18 protein-coding genes are annotated in these 22995 nt (G+C 53.9%); 12 read left to right on the top strand and 6 right to left on the bottom strand.

The window, feature by feature from the left end:
* Positions 1 to 19: 19 nt before the first annotated feature.
* From EVJ30_RS13605 to guaC, 8 genes are all read left to right on the top strand, one after another.
* Entirely contained in the window at positions 20 to 1225 is a 1206-nt protein-coding gene (locus tag EVJ30_RS13605; RefSeq protein ID WP_131457866.1) for an NAD(P)/FAD-dependent oxidoreductase, read from the top strand.
* A gap of 51 nt (positions 1226 to 1276) precedes the next feature.
* A complete protein-coding gene (locus EVJ30_RS13600; protein WP_131457867.1) occupies positions 1277 to 1927 on the top strand; it encodes a hypothetical protein in 651 nt (216 codons plus the stop codon).
* 102 nt (positions 1928 to 2029) lie between these two features.
* On the top strand, positions 2030 to 4114 hold the full coding sequence (locus tag EVJ30_RS13595) for a heparinase II/III family protein (RefSeq protein WP_131457868.1): 2085 nt from the start codon (positions 2030 to 2032) through the stop codon (positions 4112 to 4114).
* Positions 4115 to 4224: 110 nt separating this feature from the next.
* On the top strand, positions 4225 to 6234 hold the full coding sequence (locus EVJ30_RS13590) for a catalase (RefSeq protein WP_131469472.1): 2010 nt from the start codon (positions 4225 to 4227) through the stop codon (positions 6232 to 6234).
* Positions 6235 to 6360: 126 nt separating this feature from the next.
* Positions 6361 to 7617, top strand: a complete 1257-nt coding sequence (locus tag EVJ30_RS13585; protein WP_070328033.1) for an MFS transporter — start codon at positions 6361 to 6363, stop codon at positions 7615 to 7617.
* A 140-nt stretch (positions 7618 to 7757) separates the two neighbouring features.
* Positions 7758 to 8942, top strand: coding sequence for an MFS transporter (locus EVJ30_RS13580; protein WP_131457870.1), 1185 nt, complete (start codon positions 7758 to 7760; stop codon positions 8940 to 8942).
* 93 nt (positions 8943 to 9035) lie between these two features.
* Entirely contained in the window at positions 9036 to 11102 is a 2067-nt protein-coding gene (locus EVJ30_RS13575; RefSeq protein ID WP_236634035.1) for a PAS domain S-box protein, read from the top strand.
* A 202-nt stretch (positions 11103 to 11304) separates the two neighbouring features.
* On the top strand, positions 11305 to 12288 hold the full coding sequence (guaC, locus tag EVJ30_RS13570; protein WP_131457872.1) for a GMP reductase: 984 nt from the start codon (positions 11305 to 11307) through the stop codon (positions 12286 to 12288).
* A 28-nt stretch (positions 12289 to 12316) separates the two neighbouring features.
* On the opposite strand, the gene EVJ30_RS13565 is transcribed toward guaC, so the two are convergent.
* The 4 genes from EVJ30_RS13565 to EVJ30_RS13550 form a co-directional block, all read right to left on the bottom strand.
* A complete protein-coding gene (locus EVJ30_RS13565) occupies positions 12317 to 12754 on the bottom strand; it encodes a GNAT family N-acetyltransferase (RefSeq protein ID WP_236636096.1) in 438 nt (145 codons plus the stop codon).
* Positions 12754 to 13614: an MBL fold metallo-hydrolase gene (locus EVJ30_RS13560; RefSeq protein WP_131457874.1), complete on the bottom strand. Its 861-nt coding sequence runs from the start codon at positions 13612 to 13614 to the stop codon at positions 12754 to 12756. The genes EVJ30_RS13565 and EVJ30_RS13560 overlap by 1 nt, the downstream gene beginning before the upstream one ends.
* A gap of 17 nt (positions 13615 to 13631) precedes the next feature.
* Positions 13632 to 16823 carry an EAL domain-containing protein gene (locus tag EVJ30_RS13555; protein WP_131457875.1) on the bottom strand — a complete coding sequence of 1064 codons (3192 nt, stop codon included), beginning with the start codon at positions 16821 to 16823 and terminating at the stop codon, positions 13632 to 13634.
* 207 nt (positions 16824 to 17030) lie between these two features.
* On the bottom strand, positions 17031 to 18023 hold the full coding sequence (locus EVJ30_RS13550; protein WP_131457876.1) for an MsnO8 family LLM class oxidoreductase: 993 nt from the start codon (positions 18021 to 18023) through the stop codon (positions 17031 to 17033).
* Positions 18024 to 18298: 275 nt separating this feature from the next.
* On the opposite strand from EVJ30_RS13550, the gene EVJ30_RS13545 reads away from it, so the two are divergent.
* From EVJ30_RS13545 to rluF, 3 genes are all read left to right on the top strand, one after another.
* Complete coding sequence (locus EVJ30_RS13545; RefSeq protein ID WP_131457877.1) at positions 18299 to 19675, top strand: YjiH family protein; 1377 nt, start codon at positions 18299 to 18301, stop codon at positions 19673 to 19675.
* Between the two features lie 75 nt (positions 19676 to 19750).
* Positions 19751 to 20398 carry a C39 family peptidase gene (locus EVJ30_RS13540; protein ID WP_131457878.1) on the top strand — a complete coding sequence of 216 codons (648 nt, stop codon included), beginning with the start codon at positions 19751 to 19753 and terminating at the stop codon, positions 20396 to 20398.
* A 59-nt stretch (positions 20399 to 20457) separates the two neighbouring features.
* Complete coding sequence (rluF, locus tag EVJ30_RS13535) at positions 20458 to 21168, top strand: 23S rRNA pseudouridine(2604) synthase RluF (RefSeq protein ID WP_131457879.1); 711 nt, start codon at positions 20458 to 20460, stop codon at positions 21166 to 21168.
* 30 nt (positions 21169 to 21198) lie between these two features.
* Here the strand turns inward: rluF and EVJ30_RS13530 are convergent, their stop codons facing one another.
* Complete coding sequence (locus EVJ30_RS13530) at positions 21199 to 21633, bottom strand: hypothetical protein (RefSeq protein WP_016510346.1); 435 nt, start codon at positions 21631 to 21633, stop codon at positions 21199 to 21201.
* A gap of 124 nt (positions 21634 to 21757) precedes the next feature.
* Here EVJ30_RS13530 and EVJ30_RS13525 point away from each other — a divergent pair, with 124 nt between their 5' ends.
* On the top strand, positions 21758 to 22081 hold the full coding sequence (locus tag EVJ30_RS13525; RefSeq protein WP_131469471.1) for a hypothetical protein: 324 nt from the start codon (positions 21758 to 21760) through the stop codon (positions 22079 to 22081).
* 28 nt (positions 22082 to 22109) lie between these two features.
* Here the strand turns inward: EVJ30_RS13525 and EVJ30_RS13520 are convergent, their stop codons facing one another.
* A complete protein-coding gene (locus EVJ30_RS13520) occupies positions 22110 to 22739 on the bottom strand; it encodes an immunity protein Imm33 domain-containing protein (protein WP_131457881.1) in 630 nt (209 codons plus the stop codon).
* Positions 22740 to 22995 lie beyond the last annotated feature (256 nt).

Below are 22995 nucleotides of genomic sequence, written 5' to 3'. Positions count from 1 at the left end.
ATTATCGGAGGATGACGTCATGGAAATGCACAACGGGAACTTATATTGGCCAATCACTGAGTCGGAACAGATCGTCTTACAAAAACCGATCCAAAAAGAACAGTACGACGTGCTCGTCATCGGAGCCGGCATGTCCGGCACATTGACGGCTTACACGCTTTATAAGGACGGCATCGACTTCGCCGTCCTCGACAAAGGGAAAGTCGGAGCCGGAAGCACGGCGGCGAACACTGGGCTCATCCAGTATTCAAACGACATCATGTTGCATGAGCTCGCTGATCAGATCGGGGAAGTCGATGCCGTCCGCTTCTATAAATTATGTAGGGAGGCGGTCGATGCGCTCGACGAGGTCGCCGAGACCGTCGATGCAAAAGACGTCTACATCCGACGCGACAGCCTTTGCTTCGCGAGCGAGGAGGCAGATGTCTCCAAACTGAAACGTGAATATGAGATGCTCACCAAGCACGGGTTTGACGCTGAATGGCTTGATCAAACGGCACTCCAAGACCGGTTCCCATTTGATAAACCGGCCGCACTGATCACAAAAGGCGATGCTGAAGTCAACCCGCTCACGCTCAGCCGCCAAGTCGTTCGCCACCTATCGATGAACGACGTTCCGATTTTCGAGGAGACGGACGTGACGGAGGTCGTACCTGACGGAGACGTCTGGCTCGTCTTGACGCCAGACGGGACGTTCAAAGCTGGACACGTCATCTTCGCGACCGGTTACGGGCCGGCACCACTGCTCGACACCCATCGCATCGAGCTCAACCGTTCCTACGCCATCGCGACGAATCCAATCAAGGATTTCAAGGATTGGGACGGACAGGCGCTCATTTGGGAGACGAAGCGTCCTTACCTCTACTTGCGGACGACGGTCGATGGCCGGATCATCGCTGGTGGCCTCGACGAGGAAAAACCAGAGACACCTCATAGTGACGCGCTCATCCGTAATCGGGCCGAGCGGATTCGCCAAGAAGTCGCGGCGCTGTTCCCGATGTACGATTTGACAGTCGAATACGCTTGGGCAGCTCTGTTCGGTGAATCAATCGACCACCTGCCCTTCATCGGGGAACACCCGGACCGGAAAAACCTGTTCTACCTGCTCGGGTATGGCGGTAACGGTACGGTTTACAGCATGTTAGGTTCTAAAATCTTGAGTGATTTAGTGCGCGGCATCGACAATTCGGATGCACGGCTCGTACGATTAGATCGGACGCGTTAATCCCCTGGCGATCAGGGGATTTTTTCATACATAAGATTGGAAGTGATAACCATGAAATCGAAACGAAAACCGAAGTGGGTATATCGTCTGAGACGAGCGCTGCTGCTCGTCCCTGCCATCGCGTTCACCGCTTACGTGTGGCCGAATGACCCGCCGAAACAGAAAGACAAAACCGAGCAGATGTCTCAGCACGAAGCAACTTATACGATTGAAGCGAGCAAACCGATACATGAAGATGACGCGGTCCGCTATGAATACGATGTCGTCGTCCACGGACGTCCTGACGTCGAGACGCTCCAGTCCATCAGCCATGACGTCATGCGTGACGTGACCGAACGAGACACGTTCCAAGCCGCGTTGATCCGTTTTTATGATCACGAGGCGTATATTGGCACGGACTCTCCCCTCGGTCAGGCCGTCTACGCGCCAGGAGGCGACTGGTCGCTCGCCGAGACGGTCGAGGCCGGCGACTACGACGACATGGTGTTCGGTTGGCAACTTCGCGAGAAGGAATGGACCGGCCAACTATCTGAAGGCGAGGTACGTGTCTGGGAAGAGTGGAACAAGATTTACGAGGCGAAACAATCCAACGACCCTGATTTGAAAGCAAAAGTGACCCGGACCATCTCGACGAAATACGATCTCGAGCCTGAAAAAGTGCAGCATATCGTCTTGAAGCAGAGCGTTTGGGCAGCGTTGTGACACCTTTCGTTCACTAAACAAGCAGGACTTCCCTCCCCCAACGGCTAACTGTATGGGGCAGGGATTTTTTGCTGAATCGTGCTCCAGAAAGGACGACACTTTATGAGACGCTCCGTTATCGTCTTGGTTTTATTGCTCCTGATCAACATTAGTATTTCACCCGAAAACGTCGAAGCTGCGACGCCAGCCCCATATCAAGTAAGCGTCTCCGCCGGCACCATACTTTATCAATTTTCAGGCAAGACACTCATCCCGAAGACGACGCTAAAAAGCACGAAAATATTTCGAGCCGTCACGACATCGGGTGCCTACTATCGCCTCGTTGACGGAAGAACGACCTGGTACGTAAGGAAGCAAGATGGAAAACTGATTTCGACGAACCTATCGTTAACCGCGATTGCGGACTCGGCAAACACACGGCTTATTCACGAATACATGAGGACGCTGACGCGCGGACACATCCCCTACTATTACGACAAGCTGAAAGACTCGACTGCCATCGCCCGAGCCAACGCCGCCATAAAGGGGAATTGGTATATCCCATCACCACCCTATCAGTTGCGCGTCCCAAATATTGATACATATCGATTCGACAAGTACGTCCCAAACGTCGATTCAAACTCATTCAAGTTTCAAATTCACTATTTCACGACACTTAACCAACTGACGCAAGCTTACGCCGCCACCGGACAAGATGAGTATCTCCGTTACGGGAAGCGAATCATCTCGAGCTGGACGAAGCAATATCCGATTTCAGCCTATACGCGCCACCCATGGCCTTACCATGACCACGGTACCGCGATCCGTACGTTCCATTTGCTCAATTTTTGGAACGTATTCCGGACATCGCGTGTCAATACTGACCCAGCGTTCTCACAACTGTTTGCGAAAACACTTTATGAACACGCGACGCTCTTGGCGAAGACGAGCTTTTATAAACCGAATAACAACCACGGTATCTTTCAAGACATGGCGCTCTCGGCCGTTGCCGAGACGCATCGATCCTTTGACCGCTCTGCGGCTTGGCGAGGGCTTGCCACGACCCGACTGACGAGACAACTGAACCATAGTTTGAGTGCGGACGGCGTCCATCTCGAACACTCACCCTACTATCAAATCTATCTATATGACACACTCGCCCGCTTCAATGATTGGGCGTCGGCGAACCGCTTTGCGCTGTCGAGTCGAATGCGTGACGTGAAAGACATGCCGGTGGCGCTCACGTATATGCTCAAACCGAACGGCACGTTGCCGATGTTCGGCGACACACCGTCCATCACCCACCGAACGGACGCCATCCCTTACATTGAACGGTATCCCCACCTCCTCTATGCGATGACGGGAGGTAAGGCCGGAGTGCAGCCTACGGTCAAGGCAGGCCGACTGTCCAATCAATACGCATTCTTCAGGCAACATTGGGGAGGACGCTCCGGACCGTTCCAAGACGCCGTCCAAGTGACGATGACGGCTGGTTACCATAGCAACATCCATAAACATGCTGACGACCTGTCCATCGACTTGTACGGTTACGGCCGCGATTTCCTAGTCGAGAGCGGACGTTATGCGTACACGAAGCGTCCTGAACGGAACGTCGTGCTCCAAGCCGCTGCTCACAATACGGTTCACGTTGCCGGGCAAAGCTTCCGATTGATCCCGAGCAACTTGCGACGAAGCCAGATCACGTCGGTCGGGACCTCCTCGATTCAGTGGACGGCTTCCGCGACGAGCCAATTGATCGGGAACGGCATGTCGCACACTCGGCGTCTCGCCTATGACCGTGACGGGACGGTGCTCGTCTATGACCGGGTCACGAGTCCGGTGACCGAATCGTTCGTCCAGCGGTTCCATCTCGGTGTCGGATTGCACCGGGTGGCGAGTGGCAGTCGATACGCTTACTTCAAAGACGCGACTGGCCGCTCGCTCCATCTCCTGCAACTTGAGGTCGGCTCGATTCCAAAACTCGCCGTCGGGTCGAGTCACGTCTCGTACCGCGATTACGATTGGCAACAACGAAATCAAGTCGCGACAACAAAGCGCGGGAAAGGTGTGACGTACTTGACACTCCTTCACATCGGGGAAAAACCGACGAAAATCAGTTCCTACAAAATGGAGACGACCTCCCGCCACTATATCGTCCGATACACCTTATCAGATGGAACGACGAAGACGTTGTCGATGCTGCGCTAACCGACCCCCATTTTAAAATGGGGGTTTCTTCTCGTAGCGTTAGGGAAAAACCGTACAGTAGGTCAATCACGGCTTACGTCGGGAGAGCATACTTATGGGGAGGCAACATGATGGGGAATAAAAAAGAAGAACAGTTGAAACAACATACGATCGACAATGAACAAGCAGCAGGACTGACGACGAACCAAGGACTGAAGATGGCGGAGGATGAGTTCTCGCTCAAAGCGGGACTTCGGGGACCAACGCTCATCGAAGATTTCCACTTCCGTGAAAAAATGACGCACTTTGACCATGAACGGATTCCGGAACGGATCGTTCACGCGCGCGGCGTCGGTGCCCACGGTGAATTCCAAGTATACGAATCGCTCGCCGACTATACGAAAGCGGATTTCCTGAACGATCCTGCGAAAGTGACGCCTGTCTTCGTCCGCTTCTCGACGGTGCAAGGTTCGCGCGGATCCGGCGACACGGTCCGTGACGTCCGTGGATTTGCGACGAAGTTTTATACGGACGAAGGCAACTACGACCTCGTCGGGAACAACATTCCGGTCTTCTTCATCCAAGACGCGATCAAGTTCCCCGACCTCGTCCATGCCGTGAAACCGGAACCGCATACAGAAGTCCCGCAAGGCGGGAGTGCCCACGATACGTTTTGGGACTTCGTCGGGCAAAACCATGAGACGGCCCATATGGTCATGTGGGCGATGAGCGACCGCGGGATCCCGCGCAGCCTTCGCATGATGGAAGGGTTCGGCGTTCACACGTTCCGACTCGTCAACAAGGAAGGGAAAGCCCATTTCGTCAAGTTCCATTGGAAACCGAAGCTCGGTGTCCACTCGCAAGTGTGGGACGAGGCGCAAAAGGCCGTCGGGAAAAACGCCGACTTCCACCGCGTCGACTTGTATGAGGCGATCGATAAAGGCGACTACCCGGAATGGGAACTCGGTCTGCAGATGATCCCAGTCGAAGACGAGTTCAAGTTCGACTTCGACATCCTCGATCCGACCAAACTGTGGCCGGAAGAAGAGATCCCGGTCAAACTTGTCGGGAAGATGACGCTCAACCGGAACGTCGATAACTTCTTCGCCGAAACCGAACAGGTCGCATTCCATCCAGGGCATATCGTTCCCGGTATCGACTTCTCGAACGACCCGCTCCTGCAAGGGCGCTTGTTCTCCTACACAGATACACAGCTGTCACGTCTCGGCGGACCGAACTTCCATCAGATCCCGATCAACAAACCGGTCTGTCCGTTCCATAACAATCAACGCGACGGCATGCATCAAATGTCGGTCCATAAAGGCCAGACGAGCTACCATAAAAACGCGCTCAACAACAATCAGCCAGCACCGGTGCCGGTCGACCAAGGTGGATTTGAGCATTACCAAGAGAAAGTCGATGGTCACAAAGTCCGTGGCCGCAGCGACAGCTTCCTCGACTTCTACTCACAAGCCAAAATGTTCTACAACAGCATGACCCCGGTCGAAAAGCAGCACATTCAAGACGCCTACAGCTTCGAGCTCGGCAAGTGTGAATCAGACATGGTGAAAGAAAACGCCGTCGACTTGTTGAACCGGATCGACCGTCACCTCGCCTCGGTCGTCGCCGACAACTTAGGCGTCGCACTGCCTGCCGAGAACAACGAAGTCGTCTCGGACAAAACATCGCCTGCCCTCAGCATGGCGGACACGATCTCGAAACCGGATACGAAGAGCGTCGCCGTCCTTCTCGCCGGTGATGTCGATGCCGCGCAAGTGAAGGCGTGGGTCCAAGCGCTCGCCGACAAAAAAGTGAACTATAGCCTCGTCGGGAAGAAATCGTACACGCTCGGTGACCTCAAAGTGAAAGAGACGTACGATACGGTCGACTCGAGCCTGTTCGACGCCGCTTTCCTCGTCAGCGCCGCGAGTTCGGTCGAAGACGACGTCCTCGAGTTTATCGAGAACACGTATAAACACTTCAAGCCGCTCGCTTTGCACTTACACGATGATTCAGTGCTCGATCAGTGCCGCGTCAAGACGGACCAACCTGGCGTCTACACGTTCAAACAGCACAGTCTCGACGGATTCGACACGTTCATCGACGGGATTGCCAAAGCCCGGTTCTGGGACCGCGCTTGACGATTCACGAACGGAAGGACTCAACTCGGTATTTTCGAGTCGAGTCCTTTTTTGTCCACCCTTCTTTTCCACGCCTGCAAACGTTATACTAGGTGGGGTATAAGTTGATGGAGGAGGAATCGTGTCATGCGAAATAAGATTGATTCATATGTGACCGACACCGAGCAACAACGCCGTCTGTATAAACGGACGTTGTTCGTCGTCGTGCTGTCTCAAATTTTCGGGGGTGCCGGCCTCGCCGCAGGCATAACCGTCGGGGCGCTCCTCGCCCGCGACCTGCTCGGGACCGATGCGTATGCGGGTGTACCGACGGCGCTGTTCACGCTCGGCTCTGCCGGCGCCGCGTTTCTGATCGGGATGATATCGCAACGGGTCGGACGCCGGTTCGGACTCGCGACCGGGTTCTTGACGGGATCCCTCGGTGCGTTCGGTGTCATCTTTGCCGCCGCGTTCGAGAGCGTACCGCTCTTGTTCGTGTCGCTCCTCATTTACGGGGCCGGGACGGCGAGTAACCTCCAGGCCCGTTACGCCGGAACGGATTTGGCGAATGCGACCGAACGGGCGACCGCGGTCAGTATCGCCATGGTATCGACGACGTTCGGTGCCGTCGCCGGACCGAACTTGGTCGAACCGATGGGGCGGGTTGCTGACGCCATCGGCATCCCGACGCTTTCTGGTCCGTTTTTACTCGCGGGAGCCGCCTACTTCGTGGCCGGTCTCATCTTGATCGTGTTTTTGAACCCTGACCCGCTCCTCGTCGCCCGAGCCATCGAATCGAAACGGAAGCAATCGACAGACGCGACGCAACGTCAACCCGAAGAAGTCCACTCTCGTCTTGGCGTGTACGTAGGTGCTTTCGTCATGGTGCTCAGCCAAATCGTCATGGTCGCCATCATGACGATGACACCTGTCCACATGCGGCAGCACGGCCATGAACTGAGCGCGGTCGGTCTCGTCATCGGCTTCCATATCGGTGCGATGTATTTACCCTCGCTCGTGACCGGCGTGCTCGTCGACAAAGTCGGCCGTGAAATCATGGCCATCGCTTCTGGGGTGACGTTATTCTTCGCAGGCGTCGTCGCGGCGTTCGCACCGGCCGACTCGCTGTTCTTGTTGATCGTCGGTCTCGTCTTGCTCGGTGTCGGTTGGAACTTTGGTCTCATCAGTGGGACGGCCATCTTGGTCGATGCGACGACACCCGAGACGAGAGCGAAGACGCAAGGATCGGTCGACGTCTGGATCGCCTTGTCCGGCGCCTCGGGCGGCATGCTGTCCGGTATCATCGCCTCCCAGTCGAGCTATTTGACGCTATCACTGCTCGGTGGGATCGTTTCACTCGTTCTCGTACCGATCGTCCTCTGGTACCGCCGCCACTTGATCTAATGAAAAACCGATCCGCTCACGCGAATCGGTTTTTCGTGCACAATGCGTCGTCTCTGACAAGCTCTCATCAATTTGCTATACTCCTTTAGTTATGTTTACTAACTATTTAGGTTCAAACAAATAAGGAGGCCTCATCGCCGATGCAATTGACCGCACAAAAATTATGGACGAAAGACTTCCTCATCATCTCACTCGTCAACTTCTTCTTGACGCTCATCTTTTTCCTGCTCATGGTAACGATCGGTGTCCACGCCGTTTCGACGTACGGCGCGACGACAAGTGAGGCCGGTCTCGTGACCGGGATCTTCATCATCGGTACGCTCGTCGGCCGGCTGTTCATCGGACGATTGATCGATTCGATCGGACGGCGCAAGACGCTGTTGATCGGGCTGACCTTCTTCACGGCCACGATCCTGCTCTATTTCGTCGACCTCGGCGTCGGCTTCCTACTGTTCACCCGCTTCGTGCACGGTCTCGGCATGGGTTTATCGAGCACAGCGACCGGCACGATCGTCGCACAGATCATTCCCGGAGCGAGAAAAGGTGAAGGTATCGGGTACTACAGCATGAGCTCGACGCTCGCCACCGCCATCGGCCCGTTCGTCGGCTTGCTGATGAGCCAATATACGAGTTTCTCGACCATCTTTATCGCTTGTCTCGTCGTCGGCGTCGTCAGTTTAGTGAGCGCCTTGTTCGTCACCGTTCCCGAGGCCGACAATCCGGAAATCGTTCGCGGGTTGTCACTTAAGGCGTTCGTCGAGCCGAAGGCGTTACCGATCGCGCTCATCATCGTGATCGCCGCGCTCAGCTTTTCGAGCGTCTTGTCTTACATCAACTTTTACGCGACCGAACTCGACCTCGTCGAAGCGGCGAGCGTCTTCTTCCTCGTCTATTCGATTTCCGTCCTGTTGTCGCGCCCGATCACGGGACGGCTCATGGACGCGCGTGGCGCCAACGTCGTCATGTATCCGGCCATCTTCATCTTCGCGGTCGGGCTGCTCGTCCTTAGCCAAGCGACGAGCGCTTTGGGCCTTTTACTCGCCGGCGCGTTGATCGGGCTCGGCTTCGGCAATATCCAGTCCGGTACACAGGCCATCGCCGTCAAGGCGGCCTCACCTGGACGGATGGGGATGGCGACGTCGACGTTCTTCATCGCCCTCGACGCCGGGCTCGGTTTCGGTCCCTACTTCATCGGGCTACTCATCCCGCTGACCGGTTTCTCTACCATCTATCTGTTGCTCGCCGGGGTCGTCGCCTTCACGATTTTCTTGTATTACGTGATGAACGGCCGCCAAGAACGGGACCGTCTCAAACAAGCTGCCTGACAGGACTTTCACAGTCCTGTCTTTTTTGGAATGTTCACACATCTTTTTATGAATGTTGTAATATAAGAATGACGTGTCAAAAATTCGACTGAAATGAGGGACATTATGCGCGCCGACCAGACGATCCAACACCATTCTTCCATCCTGCTCCAGACGTTCGACAAAATCTCGGATTTTGTGTTCTTCATGGAAGTGGACGGTTCCACCTATCGCTATGTATTTGTGAACGAGCCGGGGAAGCAGGCCATCGGTTGGACAGACGCTGACGTCGGAAAGTGTGTCGGCGACATGGTTCCGGCCGAGACAGCCGCACTCATCACCCACCATTATGACGAGGCGATTCGCGCACGAAAGAGCATCGTCTATGAAGACTGCCGCCTCGCTGATTCGTTCTACTCAGAAACACTCGAGTACCAAGATGTGATCTTGTTGCCGCTTCATTATTTCGAGTCGGAAGTGACGCCGGTATTTGACGAATCCGGTGCCTGCACCCACGTCATCTCGGTCGTTCGGGAAGTGACGGAGCGGAAACGGCGTGAGCTCGAGCTATCGATTTTACGTGACCAGCATGAGTCGTTGCGCCGCTACTCGCCCCACGGCATTTTCGTGCTCGACCCCGAACTTCGGGTCAAGTCGATCAATCCTGCCGTCACAAACATCACCGGCTATTGCGAGGCCGACTTCATCAACCGTTCGTTCCTCGACTGGCTGCCGGACTCGGAACAACCGCTCGTCTGCGAAGGACTCCAGTTCGCCTTATCCGGAAAGCCCCACAAGTACGGGGTCACGGCGCATCAAAAGACGGGTGAAGCGCTCGACCTCGCCGTCTTGAACATCCCGATCGAAATCGGCGGCAACATCACCGGCCTGTTCGCCATCATCATCGACCATACGCCGGAGAAGACCGCCGAACGAGCTTTACAAGAGAGCGAACGACGCTATCGCCAGCTCATCGAGACGATTCCAGAAGGGATCATCGTCCATAAAGACGGCCTGATTTTATATGCGAACGCCGTGGCGTTAGAGACGATCGGGGAGACGTATATCGAGAGCGAATCCATCTTTACATATATCGCTGCCGAATACCATGAGGCGACGAGGAAACGCCTTTCTGCCTTGCAGCTCGGTGATCCTGTCCAAGACACGGAAATCGTCCTTGTCACGCCGTCCGGTCAGCACTTACACATAGATATCGGCAGTCTATTGATTGATTATGAAGGGGCGACCGCTGTGATGACCGTCCTGCGTGATATGACCGAGAAACGAGAGATGGAACGGGCGTTACGCCAAAGTGAGACCCAGTACCGGCTGATCACGGAAAACATGAGTGACCTCGTCTGTATCCTCGAGCGCGACGGCCGTGTCCGCTACGCCTCGCCGTCCCACCAGAGCGTCCTCGGCTATGCGCCTGCGGTTTACGAAGGTAAGAATACGCTCGACTTCATCCACCCGGAAGACGTCACGCCGACGAGACAACAGCTCAAAGCGATGATGGCTGGCAGTGAGCCGCTCACTCTCGAGTTTCGTCACCTACACCACGATGGCAGATGGATTTGGCTCGAGACGAAAATTCAGGCTATCTATGAAGAAGCGACGTTGCTGCACTATTTAACGGTCACCCGTGAGATCATGCAGCGTAAAGTACTCGAGAAACAACTAAAACACTTAGCCTACCACGATACGCTGACCGAGCTCCCGAACCGCCGTTACTTCTTGGCTTACTTAGAAGAGGCACTCTCGAGGGTCGAAGAGGACGGCGAGGAGCTGGCCATCCTCTCGCTCGATATCGATCATTTCAAACAGATCAACGACACGCTCGGACATGACGTCGGTGACGAGCTGCTGCGACAGTTCTCACTCCGTCTCACCCAGGCGCTACGGAAACAAGACGTGATCGCCCGCTTCGGCGGCGACGAGTTCTCTGTATTGATCCGCTATACCGATTTGTCAGCACCTGACCGGGTCGCCGACAAGCTGATCGCTTCGCTCCAGCACCCGTGGCAGATCGAAGGCCACACGTTCGTCACGACGTCGAGTGTCGGTGTCGCTCGTTACCAATCAGGCATGACAAAGAAACGATTGCTCAAGCAAGCCGATCTCGCACTTTATGAAGCCAAGTCGAACGGCCGCAACCGATATGTGATGTTTCAAGACCGCTGACTAGCGGTCTTTTTTCACGTGAAACATTAACACTCTTAACCTAAACACGAACATTAAGACTATAAATAACGTTATTGTATTGAAAATATACATTTTTTCGCTACATCCCTTTGACTTTCATCAAAAAATGCGTTACATTACCGAATGGGCGAAGTATTTCTAGACAACTCAATTAAAATGTTCGTAAATAGGGGTGCAAACGATGGATAAAGTGTTTGATTATGAAGATATTCAATTGATTCCGGCAAAATGTGTCGTCGATAGTCGGTCAGAATGTGACGCGAGCGTCACGCTCGGCGGCCTCACGTTCCGCCTTCCGGTCGTCCCGGCGAACATGCAGACGATCATCGATGAGAAGGTGGCGCTCTCGCTCGCTGAGAACGGCTACTTCTACATCATGCATCGGTTCAATCCGGAAACGCGGCTACGATTCATCGAAGACATGCACGGACGTGGCCTGTACGCGTCAATCAGTGTCGGCGTGAAAGAAGACGAGTATCGGTTCGTCGAACAGCTCGCCGAAGCGGGACATACACCAGAATTCATCACGATCGACATCGCACACGGTCATTCGAACGCGGTCATCCGGATGATCCAACACATCAAACAGCATCTTCCGGGCTCGTTCGTCATCGCCGGGAACGTCGGGACACCGGAAGCGGTCCGTGAGCTCGAGCATGCCGGGGCGGACGCGACGAAAGTCGGCATCGGACCGGGCAAAGTGTGCATCACGAAAATCAAGACCGGCTTCGGGACAGGCGGTTGGCAACTCGCCGCGCTCCGCTGGTGTGCCAAGGCGGCGACGAAACCGATCATCGCGGATGGGGGCATCCGCACGCACGGCGACATCGCCAAATCGGTCCGTTTCGGGGCGTCGATGGTCATGATCGGCTCACTGTTCGCCGGTCACGACGAGTCTCCGGGGGAGACGTTCGAGCAGGACGGGAAACTGCTCAAAGAATACTTCGGGTCGGCTTCTGAATTCCAAAAAGGGGAACGGAAAAACGTCGAAGGCAAGAAAGTGTTCGTCGAGCACAAAGGGGCGCTTCAAGACACGTTGACCGAGATGGAGCAAGACCTCCAGTCGGCCATCTCATACTCGGGTGGGAACAATCTCGACGCGTTACGTACCGTCGATTACGTCATGGTGAAAAACTCAATCTTCAACGGGGATAAAGTGTACTGAAAAAGGCGACTCGCGCGAGTCGCCTTTTTCATGCATCGGTCAAACGTTTCGTCATCATGTAGTAGTCAGAGCCCGGGGGATAGTCGTGGATGACGCCGGCCACCTCGTAGCCGAAACGTTCATAAAACGCTTTCGCCTGAAACGAAAATGTCGTCAGCTTTACTTGCGTGGCGCCGAGTGCGCGGGCATGACGCTCACCTTCCTCGAGAAGTCGTGTCCCAATCCGCTCACCGGCATGGTTGGAGTCGACCCATAACCGGTCAAGGTCGAACCAGCCCCAGTAGACGCTACCGAACAGTCCGGCTATCACTTGACCGTCACGCTCCACTTTCAACTGGACGACCGGGACGTCGGCATTGCGGATCGCCCGGTGATGCGCTGAATGAACATCGTTGAACGCACGCAACCGACTCGTCAAAAACTGTTGGAACGCCTCGTCGTCTTCACGGATGCGGATGATGTCCATCACGCTTCACCACCTGACCCGTTCACAAAAAACGTGATCAGTTCTTGCTCTTCTTCGTCAACCAGACGACCGGTCAAGCGTTCGTATTGAGCCGTTATCAACTCTTTATTTCCCGGGAAATCGAGGCTGATTCGCGCTAGAATCCGTAACGTATCACGGTCTTTCTCATACTCCGCCCGCGTCGCCACTTGACCGTGCGACCAGACGTACGCCTCGGCCTCGAACGTGTCGAGGACGCTCAACAACCGTAGCGTCTCCCCGGCCGTCATCCGCCAAGACGGGGCATACAAGTTCGCATATAGCGCGTCCCCTAAAAACAGCACTTTCTCTTCCGGGATATAGGCGACGATCGCGTCGGCCGTATGATCGCCCCCGACGTGTTTCAACAAGACGTGGACGCCACCGAGGTCGAGCGTCAATGTGTCGTCGAACGTCACGGTCGGTAGGACGACTTGCATCGAGCGGGTGTCCCCGAACTCGAGCCGGATCGCCTCCGCACAAAAGGCGATCTCGATGCCGCTCTCGACGCGTTCATCGAGCGACTTGTCGTCCCAGTTGTATGGCATGAGACGCTCCATCCTCGCTTTCGTCGCCCTACTTGCGACCGAGACGGTATCTGGTAACGCCGACAGACCGAAGATGTGGTCCCAGTGCCAGTGCGTCAACGCGACGAGCGAGGGACGGCTGATCCCCCGCTCGGCCAAGGCGTCTAAAAATAAGTTCGCGTGGGCCTCGGAATTGCCCGCATCGATCATGAGCGTATGGGTGTCCCCGACGACCGCGCCGATGATTGGCCGGTCCGTCTCACTAACGGGCGTCATATACCAAAAGCGGTCTGAGTAGCGTTTTAACGTCTGCATGAGCCCCCTCCTTTCTTTCACTTGTTTTCTTGATACGAATCATAAATATAGTAGCCGTCCCCGCCACCGTTTTTAGCGATATACATCGCCGCATCCGAATGATGGATGAGCGTGTCGAGGGAAGACAAACTAGCGTCAGAATATGCGACACCAATACTGGCCGAGAGATGTAGCGCCAATCCGTCCCCGACCGTGATTTCCCGGGAAATCACGGTCGATAGTTGGTCAAAAACGGCTTCTTCAAGCGATTCCGGACCTGTCTCGATGACAATCAAAAACTCATCCCCGGCAAACCGGTACGCTTTCCCTGCATGCATGTGACTGAACGATCCGATACGTTTCGCCACTTCGACGAGCACTTCATCGCCGACGAGATGACCGTGCGTATCGTTGATTCGCTTGAAATCATCCAAATCGATGAACAGGAGCGCCACCGGCCGTTTCCGATTCATCGTCTGTCTCAAGTCCGTCATGAGCGAGTGACGGTTCGGCAATTTAGTCAGCCCGTCTTTTGTGATGAGCTCGATCACTTCCTGATGTTTACGTTCTCGGCGAATCTCGTTCTCCATCCAACGGGTCACGAGTAAGATCGTGTCCGTCATCTCGTGGATTGCCACCGCATCGGCGACATCGTTTAAACTGCCCTGCTCCGCCAGGAAGACGACCCATCCGAACGTCTTGCCTTCGTTTGATAACGGCAAGCTGATCATCGATGCGAATTCGACCCCTTCGAGGACGAGCTCCGAACGTTTCAATTTTTGATGCCCGACCGTCGTCAGCGCATGAACGTGCTGCAGGCGCTCGTCCGTCCAATCGATCCAGGCATCCCCATCGGCGGACAGGACGCGCTGGCGTGATTCTGTCGAGAAGATGACGGCATGCGAATAACCGATCCACTCCCTGAGCACTTCTTGGATTCGCTTCAGCTTGTCAGCAAACGGGGCTTGGATGGCCGTCACCTCGTACAGCGACTCGAGTGTCTGTTGACGCCGCTCTTGAGCACGTGCCTGTTCGGTCAATTCGATTTCGGCCATCACCCAACGCGCAAAATCTTCAAGCGTCTGCACCGCCTCATGCTCGAACGAGCGGGGCACTCCGTCGGTGACGCAGAGCGTTCCGATGACGTGTCCGCTTCTCGTCATAAGCGGCACACCCGCATAAAAGCCGATCCCTTCGAGCAACGGATTTTCACTCAACGCCTCCGCGGTTTTGACGTCTTCGATCACGAGTGGTCCCCGGCCGGTCACGACGCGGTCACATAGCGTCCATTTCCGATCGATGTGGGGACTTTCGAGATCGGTGCCTTGGCACGATTTGATCCACTGCCGGTCCGTTGTCAGGATCGAGATGAGCGCGATCGGCATCCCGAGCGTCTTCGCGACGAGTCGGCTGATGCGATCGTACCGTTCTTCCCGCGGGGTATCTAAAATTTCGAGCCGAAGGATTGTTTTCAATCGCTCGGCCTCCGTCTCATCGAACCGCACCTCTAACTTGGACCGGTCCGAGCCGTCTAACCGCAGCGCCTCGTATTGACAGACGAGTGTCTCAAGTGCCGGCTCGAGGTTAGAGAGCGAGAGCGGCCGGCTGAAGAAATAGCCTTGCACGTCGTCGCATCCGAGCCGCTGGATCGCGCGGTACTGCGCTTCCGTCTCGACGCCTTCCGCCGTGACTGCTAAGTTCAATTTTTTAGCGAGTGCGACGATCAGTTTGACGATCTCATATTCTTTTAATCCGTTGTCTTTATCGAGCTGACTGATGAACGACCGGTCGATCTTGATGCCGTCGATGTCGAACATCTTCAAATAGTTGAGTGACGAATAGCTGACGCCGAAGTCATCAATCAAGATGTGGAATCCCGCCGCTTTCAAGTAGTCGACTGTCTGGATCCCGATGAGCGGTTCCTGCATGAGCGTATGTTCCGTGATCTCAAACTCGAACTGATCAGCTGAGAGGCCATACGCCGTAAGCAGCGGAATCAGATTGCTTCGGACGTAGTCTTGACGGAACAAGACCGGGGACAAGTTGACCGCGACACGGCGGCCGTTGAACAACCCGGGTCGATCGCTCAAGTCGCGGCAGACGCGTTCGAACACGAACTCAGTGATGTCCTCGATCAACAGTGACTTTTCCGCGATTTTGATGAATGTTTCAGGTGAAATGTTTCCGAGCACCGTATTCTTCCAGCGGACGAGCGCCTCGAAATGGACGGTGCCATTCCGACAGTCTACTTTCGGCTGATAGACGACGCCGAGTTCGCCTGCCTTCAATCCTTTATGAAGCTCCATCTCGATCGTCATCTCGTCGATGTAGTGCTGCATATAATCGTCTTTCTCATACACTTTAATCATCTGTTTACCGGCTTGCCTTGCTTCGAGCAACGCCGTCGATGCGTTCATGATCACTTGGTCGGCGTCTTCACTGCCAGAACTGATGCCGAGACAGCCGGACAGGGTGAACTCGGTCTCGGCGACATGGTATGTGTAATCCGCGATCGTCGTCAGTAAACGTTCCCCGTGCATGTATGCCGTCTCGATCGAGGTATGCGGCAGTACGGCGATGAAATCTTCCCCGTCGACGCGACCGATGATTGAGCCTTTCGGCAGCAAGTCAGATAAGTGACGGGTCATCTCTTTGATTAAACGTTGCGATCGCTCCACCCCTTGGAGCGACAGGATGATCTTAAAACGGTTGATATGGAAGCGCATGACGCTCGTCGCTTCCTCACGCTCTCGTTTGGCGAACAGTTTTTCAAGCTCGAGCTTCACCTTCATCAAGTTCGGCATGCCCGTCAAATAATCGATGTTCTCGATGCTGCTGAGTAGCTTCATCTCCGCATCTTCCGACAAGTCGGTCGTCAAACCGAGAACGTAGCGCACTTCTCCAGTGTCGTCCTCGAGCGGCATGAGCATGGATGAGGCGAAGCGTGCGGTGTTAGCTTCTATGTTCATCTTTGACATGAAATAGACCGGCTCACGAGACGAAACGACCACATCATAGTGCAAAATCAACTCGTTCGCGACGTTCGGGGCATACATCTCGTGCAAATAGCGACCGCTCACATCGTCCGGAAGCGACGACGCGCGCTTCCCTTGCTCACTGACACGGACGTAACGATACCCTTTCGGCGTCACTTCCATCAAAAAGACCATTCGATACAAGCGAACGAATACATCAAACAAATAATGTGGATCGGCCTTCATCTGTTGCATACTTTACCTCCATACAATCTCCATTTCTTTTAGTTTAGAACTTTTACGCCGACTTGTTCATAAAACCGTTCAAAAAAAGGGAAAGTATTTTTGGAAATAGCTAAAAAAATCGGGTATAGGTAAATGAGTTTAGATGAAAAGTGAGGTGAACCGTACAGTTGCTTGGATCCCAACATGCTCCTTCCCGTCACGAGAAGGAGCATTTAGTCAGAGGAGTTCTTTCGCGAGCAGACGGTAGACGTTCAACCGCTGTGCTTGCGTATGTTGGATACTGCAAATCATCGCCTCGTCAAAGCCATACTGCACGGACTCGTCCTGCAATTGCGCCGCGATCTGTTTTGGCGTCCCGACGAGATGGATGGCCCGGTTGTTGGCGATGTGAATCTTGTCGACTTCGGTGAGCGGGTAATCGTTGGCCGCTTCCGGGCTGAGCAGTTGACGCAGCTGCCCTCTCATCAGGAATAGGCGTGACAAGTCGGACGGACGCGCCAAATATTCCGCCTCTTCCTCCGTTTCGGCCGTCGTCACGAGATACGTGACATTGATTTCAGGCTTCTCCATGAACGCTGACGGTGTGAAGTGATGCCGGTACGTGTCGAGCGTGTCTTTGCTCAGTTCCCCGTTAAAAAATTGGGCGAACGAGTAGCCGACGCCCATGCGGCCGGCTTGGACGGCGCTGTTGCCGCTTGACCCGAGCAGCCAAGCCTCAGGGAGCGTCACCCCGGTCGGTGCGGCCGGCGTCGTTTTGTACCACCGTTCTTCCGGCGTCTCATCGTTGATCAGTTGGAGTGTCGTCTGCAATTTCTCATATAGTCCGTCCATCATCGGCTTCTGTCCTTGCGACATCGCGTAGATGGCGTTGGCGTCGCCACCCGGGGCCCGGCCGACCCCAAAGTCGATTCGACCTGGTGCGAGTGCGCTCAGCGTCTTGAACACTTCGGCCATCTTGAGCGGCGAATAGTGCATCATCATGATGCCGCCCGACCCAAGACGAATTCGTTCCGTCTTCGCAGCGATATAGGCCGCGATGACTTCCGGGGCCGAACTCGCGAACGACATGCCACCGTGGTGTTCAGCCATCCACATCCGGTAATACCCTAGCTCTTCTGCCACTTGGGCGAGTTCGACGGCGCTCTGTAATGCATGTTCTGACGTATGGCCGGACGTCACCGGCGCTTGATCGAGGACGCTTAATCTCATCGTTATCATCCACTCCTTATAGTATATATGTTGAACATCTCGAATTTGTAAGACTCGCCGTCATCATACTAAAGTCGACTTGACAATACGAATAGTCCGCTCATCGTGACGCTGTCTTTTTTCAGAAAATTACAACGGATTGTTGCTAGGCACGTAACCCCTTCTTTATAATGAACGAGAAGATGCGATTCCTTCATAGCAAATCACGAAACGCATGATGGGGACATGCGGGTGATATGCGCCAACTACTATTTCGGGGAAATGGGGTAACTAACATGAATCAGACACCAAACAAGCCTGGTCAAGACGGGACATCGTTCACGTCCAACGACTTTTTAAAATTTTTGATTCCTTCTTTAATCGGACTCATGTTTTTCATCGTGCCGATTCCGACCGATGACGGATTCACGATCCCGGTCGCCTTCTTGTCGAACCAATTGATCGGCCTGATCGGCGGTGTCGTCCCGACACTCGCCGTCATCATGATGGGCATCTCGGTGCTCGGGTCACTTTGGACGTACATGGCCAAACCGGCGTTCGTCCTTGAGCGGCCACACTTCAATTCACTGTTCAACGTCACACCGTTCTGGTTCGGGATGCGGGTCGTCGGTCTGATCGCCGGGGTGATGACGTTGCTCGTGATCGGGCCGGAGATGATCACATCCGAGTTTACGGGTGGCCTGTTGCTGTATGATTTGATTCCGATTTTGTTCGCGACGTTCTTATTTGCCGGCATGTTGCTGCCGCTCCTGTTGAACTTCGGACTGCTCGAGTTCGTCGGGACGATGCTCACCAAAGTGATGCGCCCACTCTTCAAACTGCCGGGCCGGGCCTCGCTCGACTCGCTCGCATCTTGGGTCGGTGACGCGACGATCGGGATTCTGTTGACGACGAAACAATATGAGAACGGCTACTACACAAAACGAGAGGCCGCCGTCATCGCCACGACGTTCTCGGTCGTCTCGATCACGTTCACAATCGTCATCTTGTCGTATATGGAGCTCGATGCTTACTTCTTACAATATTATGGCGCCATCGTCGTGTCAGGTATCGTCGCAGCGCTCATCATGCCACGGATTTATCCGTTGTCGAAAAAAGCCGACACCCCGTATGAAGAGACCGAGTTGAAACCGGAAGAGCCGGTACCGGCCAATGTCTCGATGCCGAAATGGGCACTCCGTCAAGCGTTGCTCAAGTCACGCTCAAGCAAGAGCTTCGTTGCCACGTTGAAAGACGGTTTCCAAAACGTGCTCGACATGTGGCTCGGTATTTTGCCGATCGTCATGGCCGTCGGGACGATCGCGCTCATCACTGCTGAGTACACGCCGCTATTTACGATTCTCGGTAAACCGTTTGAACCGATTTTGATGCTGTTGCAAGTGCCGGAGGCGGAAGCCGCCGCTCAGACGATGGTCGTCGGTTTCGCCGACATGTTCTTGCCGGCCGTCCTCGGCAGTGGTATCGAGAGCGAGATGACACGATTCATCATCGCCACTGTATCGGTCACGCAGCTCATCTTCATGTCGGAAGTCGGGGGACTGCTCCTCGGCTCGAAACTTCCGATCTCATTCGTCGACCTCGTCCTCATCTTCTTGCTCCGGACGTTCATCACGCTCCCGATCGTCGTCGGGATCGCCCACTTGGTCTTTTGACGACAGAACGCCTCTTCTCATATTTCCCTGGGAAGAGGCGTTGTTTGTATAATGGAGAAAAGGGAGGGGTGCGCCATGGAACATCATTATGCCGGACAGCTTGAGGCCGCGAAAAAAAGCTATGCCGGCATCATCGACCCGGAAGCGTATATGAATGACCGCTATCATGGCCATTGGACGTTGACATCCAAGCAGCACATCGACGGCGTCCCGGTATTGCTCCAAAAAGCGTTCAATGGCGGGAAGAATAATTGTACCCTCACATCGATGACGGCCATTTTCCGTTATTACCATGACCACGGCTATCCCAACATCCCGGACGACGTGTTTCAACTCCAACAAGACGCGCGCGAGATCGCCCTCGCCCATCAGTTCAAAGACGAGAAAGGGACGCCGCCGACACGAATCAGTGCGATCGTCACAAAACTCTGGTCTCGTTATGGCTATGATGGGCACGGGAGTTCTCGCTATTTATGGAAGTGGTCGACGTTCGAACGGGAAATGTCCGCCGGGCGGCCGTTCATTTTGAACATGGCGAACGGATTTTATAAAAATCATTCCGTCACCGGAATCGGCTATATGATCTTTAAAAAGCCCGGCTTCCCGGACGTCGTCTTGCTCGAGGTGCTCGACAATCGCTCACAGAATATCCGTTATATCGACTTCAACGAGTTCAACTTTTGGGGCAGCATCACCCGCGTCCTTCCTCCTAGCGGACAGTAATTGTGATCCCCCCTCTAAATGCGGTATAGTGAAGTATCATTTCATAAGGACGTGTAACCATGCGTATTAACAAATTTATTAGTGAATCTGGCAAGGCGTCCCGCCGCCAAGCCGATCGTCTCGTCGAAGAAGGACGGGTCACGATCAACGGGAAGAAAGCGAAAATCGGGGACCAAGTAAACCCGGGTGACGAAGTACTCGTCAACGGTTCGGCCGCCCGCGTCGCCCGCAACAACGTCTACATCGCCGTCCATAAACCGGTCGGCGTCACGAGTACGACAGAGAAAAAAGTCAAAGGCAACCTCGTCGACCTCGTCAACCACCCGCTCCGCATCTTCAACATCGGCCGGCTCGACAAAGACTCAGAAGGGCTCATCTTGATGACGAATGATGGCGACATCGTCAACGAGATTTTGCGCGCCGAAAATGAGCACGAGAAAGAGTACATCGTCTCGGTCGACAAGCCGATCACGCCAGAGTTCGTCGAACAGATGGAAGCCGGCGTCAAGATCCTCGGTCAAAAGACGTTACCGTGTAAAGTCCATCCGCTGTCGAAGTTCGACTTCAACATCACATTGACGCAAGGACTGAACCGCCAGATCCGCCGCATGTGTGAGACGCTCGGTTACGAAGTATACCGCCTTCAACGCGTGCGCGTCATGAACATCACGCTCGGCAAGCTCCCGCCCGGACAATGGCGCGACCTGTCGAAAAAAGAGCGCGAGCAGTTGTTCCGCGAATTGAATTACGAACCGAAAGAATGGTACTGAAACAAGCCCAGACGCTTTTGTCTGGGCTTGTTAGCGTTCATAGAGCGATGAGACACGGTCGGTCTCACGATGGATAAAACGTTTCAGTTGGGCGCTCAAGTCATCGAGTTGCCCCATTGTCGTCCTGAATTTGAAGGCCGCATGGAAATGGTCGAACGGATCGTGTTGCCACTCGTCATGGATGAAGACGTCGACTTGAATCGTGCCTGTCCGATCAATCAGCGTGAACGTGAGGCTGATTTTTTGGTCATCCGCATCTGGGTCCAATAACTGCCAAATCACGGGTTCCTTCCCCCAGGTGTTATTGAATCCAGCGATCGAGTCAATCAGTTCTTGCAGTGTCTCGTCCTGCATATATACATCTTGATTGCTCGAACAGACGGATGCATGGAGCTGAAGCCTAATCTGGTAAAACAACTCGGTCTCATCCATCCAAATCCGTTCCATCTCAAATTGATGCACCATACCTTCACCTCTTTTTTTCTGACTATACCATGACAATTCAGTGAATCGACTAATCGTTTCCGGTAAAAACGGGAATAAATAAAATACAGATGATCTTGTACGGAAAAGAGGTGAATCGTCATGAATGGCGCCCTGTTCCCCCCGCACCTCGGTCGGCAAGTGGTCGATCATTCTCATTGGCTTGTTCCTCGCCATGTACGTGCCGTTCTTGTTGCTCGACAACTTCGACACGACGTTCACGTCAACTCTTTGGAGCGACAACGCCGCACACATGCTTCGACTTAGCTATATGACCACGTTCTTCGCACTCGGTCTCGGGGCGTTCGTGACCGGCTGGTGGGCCATCTTGAAACAAAGAGAGTACGCCGTGCTCGTCTTCTTCGCCGCCGTCCTCGGTTCAGGATTGTTCGTCCTGCTCGTCATGGAACTTGTCGGGATTATAGAGTAGACAAAAAGGAGCACAGCGCTCCTTTTTGTTAGCCATTCAAATACCCATCCCAATCATAATCTTGGATTTCTTGAAACTTCCCTTCCTCGTCCCGTTCATACGCACAAAGCGGTGGTTGTTGGGTGAACATTAGGATCGAGTCATCAATATTCAAGATGACTCCAATCGGCACAATTCGAAAGTTTTTGGCGTCACTTAAGTACGCATCGTCCTCGTAACCACTCAAAAACGACCAACCCGAGTCGCCTTCCCCATGAGGCTCATCGCGCAACATGAAATGAAATTCTTCTCGTTCTAACACGTCCGCGCTGACCGTCACGAGCGTATCGGAATAATAATCCCATTTGGCTGCATCTGGATCCTCATATTCAGTCTGACTAACGTGTTCCACCCCGAACGACACGATGGTACCCAGCGTTATCGGTAAGCGCTCCGGCTCATTGTCTAGAGCACCCTCAAAGTCATTCCCGTTGATCTTTGTGATTTGAACCCACATGCGTTCACCACGATACCCGTCAGATTCAGCGACTTGAGTCGTAAAAATCAATTTTACGTAGTCATCAACTTTCAACTGATTCAACACTTCTTTGCTCGGAATATAGAACGTATATGGCGCTTCTTTATGTAAGGATTCAACATTGTCCAAATACCAGTCCATCCAATCCCCTCCTCATAATCATTCCTTTTGAATATCAGTCTAGCATAGCTATCGTCGCGTATAAAAAAACTCAGTTCATTGAAGTGAACTGAACCCTGAATGATAGACACTTGATAAAAAGTGCTCATTTGAACTGCCCCATAAAAGTTGGACATAAAAATCCAACTTTTATGGGGTGTTTTTATGGTCAAATTTACGAAGGCTTTCAAAATTCATGTGGCCGAACGCTACTTGACGGGCAAAGACGGATGCACAA

Source organism: Exiguobacterium sp. SH5S13 (assembly GCF_004337085.1).
GTDB lineage: Bacteria > Bacillota > Bacilli > Exiguobacteriales > Exiguobacteriaceae > Exiguobacterium > Exiguobacterium aurantiacum_A.
The sequence above is the reverse complement of the archived record's forward strand: the minus strand, read 5'-3'. Positions and strand labels throughout refer to the sequence as shown.

Excerpts from the sequence above, each read along its gene's own strand:
- EVJ30_RS13605 (WP_131457866.1), top strand. The coding sequence starts at position 20 with ATGGAAATGCACAACGGGAACTTATATTGGCCAATCACTGAGTCGGAA.
- EVJ30_RS13600 (WP_131457867.1), top strand. The coding sequence starts at position 1,277 with ATGAAATCGAAACGAAAACCGAAGTGGGTATATCGTCTGAGACGAGCG.
- EVJ30_RS13595 (WP_131457868.1), top strand. The coding sequence starts at position 2,030 with ATGAGACGCTCCGTTATCGTCTTGGTTTTATTGCTCCTGATCAACATT.
- EVJ30_RS13590 (WP_131469472.1), top strand. The coding sequence starts at position 4,225 with ATGGGGAATAAAAAAGAAGAACAGTTGAAACAACATACGATCGACAAT.
- EVJ30_RS13585 (WP_070328033.1), top strand. The coding sequence starts at position 6,361 with ATGCGAAATAAGATTGATTCATATGTGACCGACACCGAGCAACAACGC.
- EVJ30_RS13580 (WP_131457870.1), top strand. The coding sequence starts at position 7,758 with ATGCAATTGACCGCACAAAAATTATGGACGAAAGACTTCCTCATCATC.
- EVJ30_RS13575 (WP_236634035.1), top strand. The coding sequence starts at position 9,036 with ATGAGGGACATTATGCGCGCCGACCAGACGATCCAACACCATTCTTCC.
- guaC (WP_131457872.1), top strand. The coding sequence starts at position 11,305 with ATGGATAAAGTGTTTGATTATGAAGATATTCAATTGATTCCGGCAAAA.
- EVJ30_RS13565 (WP_236636096.1), bottom strand. The coding sequence starts at position 12,754 with ATGGACATCATCCGCATCCGTGAAGACGACGAGGCGTTCCAACAGTTT.
- EVJ30_RS13560 (WP_131457874.1), bottom strand. The coding sequence starts at position 13,614 with ATGCAGACGTTAAAACGCTACTCAGACCGCTTTTGGTATATGACGCCC.
- EVJ30_RS13555 (WP_131457875.1), bottom strand. The coding sequence starts at position 16,823 with ATGCAACAGATGAAGGCCGATCCACATTATTTGTTTGATGTATTCGTT.
- EVJ30_RS13550 (WP_131457876.1), bottom strand. The coding sequence starts at position 18,023 with ATGAGATTAAGCGTCCTCGATCAAGCGCCGGTGACGTCCGGCCATACG.
- EVJ30_RS13545 (WP_131457877.1), top strand. The coding sequence starts at position 18,299 with ATGAATCAGACACCAAACAAGCCTGGTCAAGACGGGACATCGTTCACG.
- EVJ30_RS13540 (WP_131457878.1), top strand. The coding sequence starts at position 19,751 with ATGGAACATCATTATGCCGGACAGCTTGAGGCCGCGAAAAAAAGCTAT.
- rluF (WP_131457879.1), top strand. The coding sequence starts at position 20,458 with ATGCGTATTAACAAATTTATTAGTGAATCTGGCAAGGCGTCCCGCCGC.
- EVJ30_RS13530 (WP_016510346.1), bottom strand. The coding sequence starts at position 21,633 with ATGGTGCATCAATTTGAGATGGAACGGATTTGGATGGATGAGACCGAG.
- EVJ30_RS13525 (WP_131469471.1), top strand. The coding sequence starts at position 21,758 with ATGGCGCCCTGTTCCCCCCGCACCTCGGTCGGCAAGTGGTCGATCATT.
- EVJ30_RS13520 (WP_131457881.1), bottom strand. The coding sequence starts at position 22,739 with ATGGACTGGTATTTGGACAATGTTGAATCCTTACATAAAGAAGCGCCA.